8 protein-coding genes are annotated in these 9202 nt (G+C 68.0%); 5 read left to right on the top strand and 3 right to left on the bottom strand.

Annotated elements, in window-relative coordinates; all coding sequences use genetic code 11:
- Positions 1–96: 96 nt before the first annotated feature.
- Positions 97–735 carry a LysE family translocator gene (locus HNR60_RS23760; RefSeq protein ID WP_184262884.1) on the bottom strand — a complete coding sequence of 213 codons (639 nt, stop codon included), beginning with the start codon at positions 733–735 and terminating at the stop codon, positions 97–99.
- Between the two features lie 192 nt (positions 736–927).
- Between HNR60_RS23760 and HNR60_RS23755 the strand changes: the two genes are divergently transcribed.
- The 3 genes from HNR60_RS23755 (at position 928) to HNR60_RS23745 (ending at position 5628) form a co-directional block, all read left to right on the top strand.
- Positions 928–2271, top strand: coding sequence for a lytic murein transglycosylase (locus tag HNR60_RS23755; protein ID WP_246433080.1), 1344 nt, complete (start codon positions 928–930; stop codon positions 2269–2271).
- 111 nt (positions 2272–2382) lie between these two features.
- Positions 2383–4059 carry an SGNH/GDSL hydrolase family protein gene (locus HNR60_RS23750; protein ID WP_184262880.1) on the top strand — a complete coding sequence of 559 codons (1677 nt, stop codon included), beginning with the start codon at positions 2383–2385 and terminating at the stop codon, positions 4057–4059.
- A gap of 204 nt (positions 4060–4263) precedes the next feature.
- Positions 4264–5628, top strand: coding sequence for an AmpG family muropeptide MFS transporter (locus tag HNR60_RS23745; protein ID WP_184262878.1), 1365 nt, complete (start codon positions 4264–4266; stop codon positions 5626–5628).
- A 30-nt stretch (positions 5629–5658) separates the two neighbouring features.
- Here HNR60_RS23745 and HNR60_RS23740 read toward each other — a convergent pair whose 3' ends face one another.
- Both HNR60_RS23740 and HNR60_RS23735 read right to left on the bottom strand, forming a co-directional pair.
- Positions 5659–6753 carry a quinone-dependent dihydroorotate dehydrogenase gene (locus HNR60_RS23740; protein ID WP_184262876.1) on the bottom strand — a complete coding sequence of 365 codons (1095 nt, stop codon included), beginning with the start codon at positions 6751–6753 and terminating at the stop codon, positions 5659–5661.
- Positions 6750–7094, bottom strand: a complete 345-nt coding sequence (locus HNR60_RS23735) for a DUF952 domain-containing protein (RefSeq protein ID WP_184262874.1) — start codon at positions 7092–7094, stop codon at positions 6750–6752. The genes HNR60_RS23740 and HNR60_RS23735 overlap by 4 nt, the downstream gene beginning before the upstream one ends.
- A 305-nt stretch (positions 7095–7399) precedes the next feature.
- Here HNR60_RS23735 and HNR60_RS23730 point away from each other — a divergent pair, with 305 nt between their 5' ends.
- Together HNR60_RS23730 and HNR60_RS23725 are read left to right on the top strand one after the other, a co-directional pair.
- A complete protein-coding gene (locus HNR60_RS23730; RefSeq protein ID WP_184262872.1) occupies positions 7400–8026 on the top strand; it encodes a S24 family peptidase in 627 nt (208 codons plus the stop codon).
- Between the two features lie 93 nt (positions 8027–8119).
- Positions 8120–8872: a carbonic anhydrase gene (locus HNR60_RS23725; protein WP_184262870.1), complete on the top strand. Its 753-nt coding sequence runs from the start codon at positions 8120–8122 to the stop codon at positions 8870–8872.
- Positions 8873–9202 lie beyond the last annotated feature (330 nt).

The following is a 9202-nucleotide window of genomic DNA, read 5'->3' as shown; positions in this document are numbered from 1 at the left end:
TTGTGGATGTTCATCCGGTCCTCCTTGGATGCCTGAACTTCGCAACCTCAGTTTCCTCGGTCTGGATCGGATGAACAACCTATTGAAAGCTCACATCTAGCGCTGCAGCAGCGCGACGCGGACGCCGAGCGCGATGAACAATCCGCCGAGCGCGCGGTTGAACCATCGCTGCATCACGCCGGAGCTACGCAGCCGCTCCGCGGCTTTGGCCGCAAAGGCCGCGATGAACAAGCACCACAGCGTGCCGTTGAGATCGAACAGCAACCCGAGCGCGAGAAAGGCCAGCCCCTGATGCGGCGCATCGGCATCGACGAATTGCGGCAGGAACGCCAGGAAGAACAGCGCCACCTTGGGATTGAGCGCATTGGTCAGCGCGCCCTGCCAGAACACTTCGCGCAACGAGATGTTTTGCAGCGTCGTCGGCGCGGCGGCGCTCGACTGACCGCCCGGTCGCGACCGCAGCATCTGCACGCCGAGATAGATCAGATAGCCCGCGCCGACGAGCTTGATCGCGGTGAACGCCGCAGCCGAGGCGGCGAGCAGCGCCGACAGCCCGACCGCCGCAGCGACGATATGCAGCAGGCAGCCGAAGCCTATGCCGAGCGCCGCAGCAGCGCCGCCTCGCCAGCCCAGTTGAACGCTGCGGCCGACGATATAGGCCGTATCAGGCCCCGGGGTGATGTTGAGCAGCAGTCCGGACAGCGCGAACAGCCACAGCTCATGGATGCCGAGCATGTTGGAACTCGATTTGCGTCGCGGGCGGCGTCCCCCGCAACCCTGCGCTGACCATAAAAGACCGGCTTTGTTAAGCGAATAGAAACCGTGACAAGGCCTGCTGACCCCCGCATCTTTTCAACGCGGCACGGAATGAGAAACATGACCCTCGGCACCAGAGCACGGCAGACGGCGATTGCGGCGACGCTCGGCATGACGCTCGGCGGGTGTGCGGCGTCGGCGCAGTCCTCCGGGCCGTTCAGCCTGTTCGACAACATCTTCACCGGCTCTATCTCGCAAGGCAGCCGCACCGCGCCACAAGCACCGCGGCCCGCCACCACGGCGCAGGCGCCCGGCGCCGCGCCGGTCTGGAGCGGCGAGGATGGCGCGTCGGGCCATCCGTTGATGACCGCCGCGGCGATCCGCGAGGCGGCGTCGAATTTCGACAATTGCGTCGCCTCGATGTGGCCGGACGCGGCGCGCCGCGGCATTTCGCAGGACAGCTTCCAGCGCTTCACCACGGGCCTCGTACCCGACCTGCGGATCATGGACCTGATGGATTCGCAGCCGGAATTCACCAAGGCGATCTGGGATTATCTCGACATTCTGGTGAACGACAATCGGCTGGCCAAGGGCCGCGAGGTTTTGGCGAAATACAAGCCGCAGTTCGACGCCGCCGAGCGCGCCTACGGCGTCGACCGCTACATCATCGCGTCGATCTGGGGCATCGAATCCAACTACTCGACCCAGATGGGCGACCGCAGCGTGCTGCAGTCCACTGCAACGCTGGCCTGCGTCGGCCGCCGACAGAAATATTTCCGCGACGAATTTCTGGTCACGCTGGAGATCCTGCATCGCGGCGACCTCAAGCCGGAGCAGATGCGCGGCTCCTGGGCCGGCGCGTTCGGGCCGACGCAATTCATGCCGACCGCGTTCAAACGCTTTGCCGTCGACGCCGACGGCGACGGCCGCCGCGACGTGGTCGACAATCCGGCCGACCTGATCTTCTCCACCGCCAACAACCTGAAGAAGGACGGCTGGCAGAGCGGCGCCAGCTGGGGTTACGAGGTGGTGCTGCCGCAGGGCTTCAACTTCATGCTGGCGGATCGCGCCAAGGCGATGAGCATCGCGCAATGGCAGCAGCTCGGCCTGAAGCGCGCCAACAACCAGCCGTTCCCCAACCCCGCCGACAAGGCCTATGTGTTGGCGCCGGCCGGCGCCGATGGTCCGGGCTTTCTGATGCTGCAGAATTTCCGCGTCATCATGAAATACAATCCGGCCGAGGCCTATGCGCTGGCGATCGGGCATTTCGCCGACCGGCTGCGCGGCGGCGCGCCGTTCATCCAGCCCTGGCCGCGACAGGAGCGCGTGCTGTCCCGCGCCGAGCGGCTCGAGCTGCAGCAGCTCTTGGTGCAGCGCGGCTATTACCGCGGCGAACCGGACGGCCAGCTCGGCGGCCAGACCCGCGAGGCGCTGCGCGGCTTCCAGGCCTCGATCGGCACGCCGGCCGACGGCTTTGCGTCGAGCGACGTGCTGGAGCGGCTGAGAGGGCGCTAGAGCCTTCGCCATTCACCATACCGCGCCGCCTCCGTCGAAACCCGCCCGCGTGCCGCCCGAATCCGCTATTATAGCGGCGTTGGATCCTTCCCTGCCGAGCGCGCGGAGCCGATGTCGAACCGTCCAAAATCCTTTTTCCGCGTCCTGACCGAGCGCGGCCCGCTGCTGGCGCTGGCCACGGCCGGGCTGCTGCTGTTCGGCATCGCGGGCCCCGCCTCGGCGCAATTCTTCAATTTCGGCAATTTCGGCGGCCCGCCGCCGCGTCCGCAGGCGCCGATCCCGCGCAGCGGCGGCGGCTGGTTCGGCAACGAGGTGTTCGCCCCGTTCCAGCAGCAGGCGCCGAGACAGGCGCCGCGGCCGCGCGAAGATTTTTCCCGCGCCCCCGCGCCGGATAGACGCGAGACCCCGGCCGAGCGCAACGTGCTGGTGCTCGGCGACGCGATGGCCGACTGGCTGGCCTATGGGCTCGAGGACGCCTATTCGGAAACCCCGGACATGGGGGTGATCCGCAAGCACAAGACGGTGTCCGGCCTGATCCGCTATCAGCCCAAGGGCGAGCCGGCCGATTGGGCCGCCGCCGCCAAAGGCATTCTGGCGAGCGAAAACCCGGAAGCCATCGTGGTGATGCTGGGGTTGAACGACCGCGCCGCGATCCGCGAGCCGGCCGCCGCCAAGCCCGGCGAGCCCAAGGCCGATCCGAAAAACGCCAAGAAGGACGCCAAGCCGGCCGACGGCGCCAAGCCCGAGGACAAGCCGGCCGATCCCGACCTCGCCGACGACGCCGACAATGGCGATACGCCCATCATCATGGCGCCGGAGAAGACCGCGCGCTCGGCCAACGGGCTGTACGAATTCCGCGAGGACCGCTGGGTCGAGCTCTACAGCAAGAAGATCGAAGAGATGATCGCGGTGCTGAAGACCAAGGGCGTGCCGGTGCTGTGGGTCGGCCTGCCCGCGGTGCGCGGCACCAAGGCGACTTCGGATTCGCAGTTCCTCAACGCGCTGTATCGCGAAGCCGCCGCCAAGGCCGGCATCACCTATGTCGACGTCTGGGACGGCTTCGTCGACGAGGCCGGCCGCTTCCTGAACCAGGGCCCGGATTTCGAAGGCCAGATCCGCCGGCTGCGCTCCTATGACGGGGTGTATTTCACCAAGGCCGGCGCCCGCAAACTGGCGCATTACGTCGAGCGCGAGATCACCCGGCTGCTGGCCGGCCGTTCGGCGCCGATCGCCTTGCCCAGCGAACCCGCGACGCCGGATGCCAGCGCGCAGCCCGGGCTGCCGCCGCCGCGGCCGTTGGCCGGGCCGATCGTGCCGCTGGTGGCGTCCTCGGTGAGCACCGATCAATTGCTCGGCGGCCCCGGCACAAGGCCGGCGCCGGTCGACGCATTGGCGGCAAAGACCCTGGTCAAGGGCGAGCCGTTGGCGGCACCCGCCGGCCGCGCCGACGATTTCGTCTGGCCGCGCCGCGAAGTCGGCCTGGAACAGGCGCGTGGCGACACCCCGGTGGCCTCGGCCACGCCGGAGCCGGCCGCCGCGGCGCCGGCCGCGCCGCCGAAGCCGAAGAAGCCGCGGCCGATCATCTCCAATTCATCCGCGCCGCCGGCCTCGCCGTCGTCGCCGGCGGTGTCCGCCGCGTCGCCGCCCTCATCGTCGCCGGCGTCGTCCTTGGGTGGATTCTTTGGCTTCCAATCCACGCCGCCGGCGCAGCAGCAGCCGAGACGGGTGTTGCGTCCGCCGGCCGATGTCGGACCGTCCGCCGCCGCGCCGGGATTCTTTGCGCGGTAGGCTAATTTTACAACGTTCTGCGGCGACCTCTGAGTCAACCCCGTCATTCCGGGGCGCGAGGGCGAAGCCCGAGCGAACCCGGAATCTCGCGACTTGGCTGAATCTTGGACCAGCAGCGAGATTCCGGGTTCGCGTGCCGCTGCCGCGGCCCGCGCCCCGGAATGACCATCCTTGGAGAGCAGCCGAATCTGCTAGCACTGCGGAATGACCGCGCCCGAAGCCCTGCCGAATTCCGCCCCGCCCGCCGCCCGCGCCTCGTGGCGCGAGGGGCTCGCGGTGTATCTGCAGCGCCGCGTCTTGATCGTGCTGTTTCTCGGCTTCTCGTCGGGGCTACCTTTGGCGCTGTCGGGCTCGACGCTGTTGGTGTGGATGCGGGAATCCGGCGTCGATCTTGGCACCATCGGGCTGTTCGCGCTGGTTGGAACACCCTACACGCTGAAATTCCTCTGGGCGCCCTTGGTCGACGCGCTGCACGTGCCGCTGTTCACGAGGCGGTTCGGCCGCCGCCGCGGCTGGCTGGTGTTCGCGCAAGCGCTGCTGATCGGCGCGATCCTGCTGCTGGCGCTGTCGGATCCGGCGCGCTCGCCGCTGTTCGTGGCGCTCGGCGCGCTGTTGGTCGCGGCGATGTCGGCGACGCAGGACATCGTGGTCGATGCGTTTCGCGTCGAAAGCCTGCCGGAAAACGAGCAGGCCGCCGGCATGGCGTCCTACGTCGCGGCGTATCGGATCGGCATGCTGATCTCCACCGCCGGGGCGCTGTTCCTGGTCAGCGCTTATGAATCGACCGGGCAGACCCGCGCCACCGCCTGGATGTGGGGCTATGTGACGATGGCGGCGATGGTGCTGATCGGCACCGTCACCGCGCTGCTCGCCACCGAGCCCGAGCAATCGGCGCGCGCCGAGGAAGCCTCGCGCGGCGAGAGCGCGTTCGTCCGCGTGGTGCGCGCCGCCACCGGCGCATTCGCGGAGTTCTTGGCCCGCAAGGACGCCTTGGCGGTGCTGGCCTTCGTCGTGCTGTTCAAATTCACCGACGCGTTTTCCGGCACCATGACGGCGCCGTTCGTGATCGATCTCGGTTTTTCGCGCAACGACTACGCGGCGATCGTCAAGGGCGTCGGGCTCGCCGCCACATTAATCGGCGGCTTTGCCGGCGGCTATCTGGCGCGGCGCTATACGCTGCCGCAAAGCCTGTGGATCGGCGGGTTGCTGCAGGCGGTCGCCAACCTGTCGTTCTCCTGGCTGGCGATCGTCGGCGTCAATCAATGGGCGCTGGCGTTTGCGATTACGGCGGAGAATTTCACCTCCGCGATCGGCACCGTGATCTTCGTCGCCTACCTCTCGGCGCTGTGCCAGAACCCGCTGCACACCGCCACGCAATACGCGCTGCTCACCGCGCTGGCCGCGGTCGGGCGCACTTATCTGTCGTCGGGCGCGGGCTATCTCGCCAAGGCCACCGGCTGGCCGTTGTTCTTCGTGATCTGCGTGCTGGTGGCGATCCCGAGCCTGATCCTGTTGGCCTGGCTGCAACGCCGTGGCCATTTCGCCAGCCTCGGCGCGGCGCGCGCGTGAGCCGCCTCGCCGCGATCCGCGACGCCGTTGCTACACCGGCCAGTCTTCCGCGGTGATGGTCGGCGCGTCGGCACCGACGATTTCGCTGAGCGAGTCCCGCCCGGTGCGTAGCAGCGTCGAGGCGAGGTCGGTCTTGATGCTGTCGACCAGGCCGAGGCCCTTATAGATCAGCGCCGAATACAGCTGGATCAGCGTCGCGCCGGCGCGGATCTTGGTCAGCGCCGCGCCGCCGGAATCGATGCCGCCGACCCCGATCAGCGGAAACGCGCCCTCGGCGCGCACGAAGGTTTCCGCCACCATCCGCGTCGACAGCCGGAACAGCGGCCGGCCCGACAGCCCGCCGGGCTCCTTCGCCCGCGCCTTGTCGCGCAGCGCCTGCGAGCGCGACAACGTGGTGTTGGCGACGATCATGCCGTCGACACGGCGCGAGCGGGCGATGTGCACCACGTCGTCGAGTTCGTTCAGCGTCAGGTCCGGCGCGATTTTCAACAGCACCGGGGTGTCGCCGGCATTCTGCTGCACCCGGTCGCGCGCCTCGATCACCCGCGCCAGCAGGTCGTCGAGTGCGGCGGCCTGCTGCAGATTGCGCAGGCCCGGGGTGTTCGGCGACGACACGTTGACGGTGAAATAGCTCGCCACCGGCGCGAAGGTCTCGATCAGCCGGACGTAGTCGGCGACGCGATCGACCGAATCCTTGTTGGCGCCGACATTGACGCCGACGATGCCGCCCTGATTGGCGCGCGCCGCGAGCCGCCGCAGCACGATCTCGGCGCCGTCATTGTTGAAGCCCATGCGGTTGATCACCGCCTCGTCGCGCTCCAGCCGAAACAGCCGCGGCCGCGGATTGCCGGATTGCGGCTTCGGCGTCACGGTGCCGATCTCGACGAAGCCGAAGCCGAGCCGCAGCATGGCGTCGGGCGCCTCGGCATTCTTGTCGAAGCCCGCCGCGATGCCGATCGGATTGGAAAAGTTCAACCCGAAGGCGCGCACCGCGAGTTTCGGATCGTCGTCGCGCGGGCGGATCTGCGGCAAAAGCCGCAGCCCCTGGATCGCCAGCCGGTGGGCGTCCTCAGGATCGAGCCAACGCAGCAGCGGCAGCGAGACGGCGTCGAAGGCGCGGATCATGGCGCGAGCTCCGGAATCTCGTGGGAGCCGTCGGCGCGGATGGGCAATTCCAACACCTCGATCACCGCGCCGAGATCGAGCTCGCCGTAGAGATGCGGAAACAGCTGGTCGTCGCGCGAAGCCTCCCAGCGCAGCGCCTCGCCGAGCGCGTCGGCGTCGATCGCGATCAGAAACAATCCGCTGCGGCCGGCGAAATGTTTTCGCGCGGTGCCCGCAACCTGGGCCGCGGTGGAAAAATGGATGAAGCCGTCGCGGAGGTCGTCGGCGCTGCCGGCAAATACCCCCTGGCGTTCGGCCTCGCGCCAGGCCGAGGCATCACAGATCTTGTAAATGGTGCGCACGCGCCCGCAATCCTGCTCGCATGGAGCGGCGCCCCCAGGCCCCGCCCGCTGTCGAAACATGCTTCAAAACAATCACTTGCGGGTTGGCTGGGGGCAACACCGGGTCCCGTCGCGGTTCGACCGCGCAAGGCCAGATTGACGAGCAATCCGCGGATCGGCCCGACCGTATCGACGGCGCCGGTCCACTTCAAGGGCAGCGTTTTTCAATCGCCGGACGGATTGCACAAAACCCCGGATTGAGGCAATAATTCCTAGTTGCCGGCGCGCGGACCGCCAGCCGGCCGCTGCCGGCTCAGGATACGACCATGCTGACCCACGACCAGATCTGGACCGCGCTGGACCGCCTGGCGGAGCGCGCCGGGCTGTCGCCGTCCGGCCTCGCCAAACGCTCCGGGCTCGACCCCACCACGTTCAACAAATCCAAGCGCATCACCAATGACGGCCGCGAGCGCTGGCCCTCCACCGAATCGGTGGCCAAGGCGCTGACGGCGACCAACACCGCGATCGACGCCTTCGTGCAGCTGATCGGCGACGGCCCGCGCGCGGTGCAATCGGTGCCGCTGCTCGGTCTCGCGCAAGCCGGCGCCGGCGGCTATTTCGACGACGGCGGCTTTCCGGTCGGCAAGGGCTGGGACGAAGTCGGGCTGCCCGCGGTCAACGACGAACACGCCTACGCGCTGGAGATTTCCGGCGACTCGATGAAGCCGGCGTACCGCGCCGGCGATATCATCGTGGTGTCGCCCGGCGCGCCGATCCGCCGCGGCGACCGCGTCGTGGTGAAGACCCGCGACGGCGAAGTGATGGTCAAGGAATTGAAGCGGCGCACCGCCAAGACGCTGGAATTGCTGTCGCTCAATCCGAGCCACCCCGACCGCACGCTGGCGCCGGCCGAGATCGAATGGATCGCCCGGATCGTCTGGGCCAGTCAGTAGACTTTATACCCATACCCCGCCACCAACCTTGATCCGCGTGGCGCGAGGAAATCTGCTATCAGCCTGTTGCTATCAACAACAGAGGTATCGTCCATGAACCGTCGTCATGCTTTGAAAGCGCTGGCGGGGCTCGCGCTGTGCCCGGTCTGCGCCTCGACCGGGTTTGCCGCCGAACATCCGCATTGGGGTTACGAGGGCGAAGCCGGCCCGAACCATTGGGGCGAGCTCGACCCCGCCAATCAGGTTTGCTCGATCGGCAGCCAGCAATCGCCGATCGACATCGACGGCGCGGTGAAGTCCGACCTCTACGACCTCAGCGTGAAATGGGCGAGTAGCGCCGAGAGCATCGTCAACAACGGCCACACCATCCAGTTGAATTTCGCCGAAGGCTCGACGCTGACCCGCGGCGACACCACCTACAAGTTGCTGCAGGTGCATTTCCACAGGCCCAGCGAGCACCTGATCGCCGGCAAGAACTTTCCGATGGAAGCGCATTTCGTGCACCGCGGCGACAGCGGCCTCGCCGTGCTCGGCGTGCTGTTTCTCGCCGGCGACGCCAACCCGGCGTTCGCCAAGATCATCTCCACGATGCCGGAGCATGAAGGCCCCGCGGTGAAGGCCGACGACGCCATCAACCCCAACGATCTGTTGCCGCCGAAGCTCGGTTACTATCGCTACGAGGGCTCGCTGACCACGCCGCCCTGTTCGGAAGTGGTCGACTGGCTGGTGCTGGCCGATCCGATCACGGTGGCGGCCGACGACATCGCGGCGTTCGCCAAGCTCTATCCGATGAACGCCCGCCCGCCGCAGAAGGACAACCGCCGCTTCGTGCTGCGCTCGAACTAAGCGGCTGCTGCACGCGCCAGCACTCAGCGCTTGCCGCGCGCGCGACGTCATCCTGAGGAGCCCGGCACAGCTCGCAGAGCGAAGCCGGGCGTCTCGAAGGATGGGCTACGCAGCGAGCGCGCGACCCGCGGCTTTGTGCTCCCCTCCCCCTTGCGGGGAGGGGTCGGGGGTGGGGGTCCACATGGACGGCGTCAGTTCGGGATAGCCCCCCCCCCCCCCCCCCCCCCCCCCGGGGGGGGGGGGGGGCCCCCCCCCCCCCCCCGGGCCCCCCCCCCCCCCCGCCGCTGCCCCCCCGGCCGGTTCCCGATCGGCCGATACTCGGCGTGTTCG

It is taken from the genome of Rhodopseudomonas rhenobacensis (assembly GCF_014203125.1).
Taxonomy (GTDB): Bacteria; Pseudomonadota; Alphaproteobacteria; order Rhizobiales; family Xanthobacteraceae; genus Rhodopseudomonas_A; species Rhodopseudomonas_A rhenobacensis.
The sequence above is the reverse complement of the archived record's forward strand: the minus strand, read 5'-3'. Positions and strand labels throughout refer to the sequence as shown.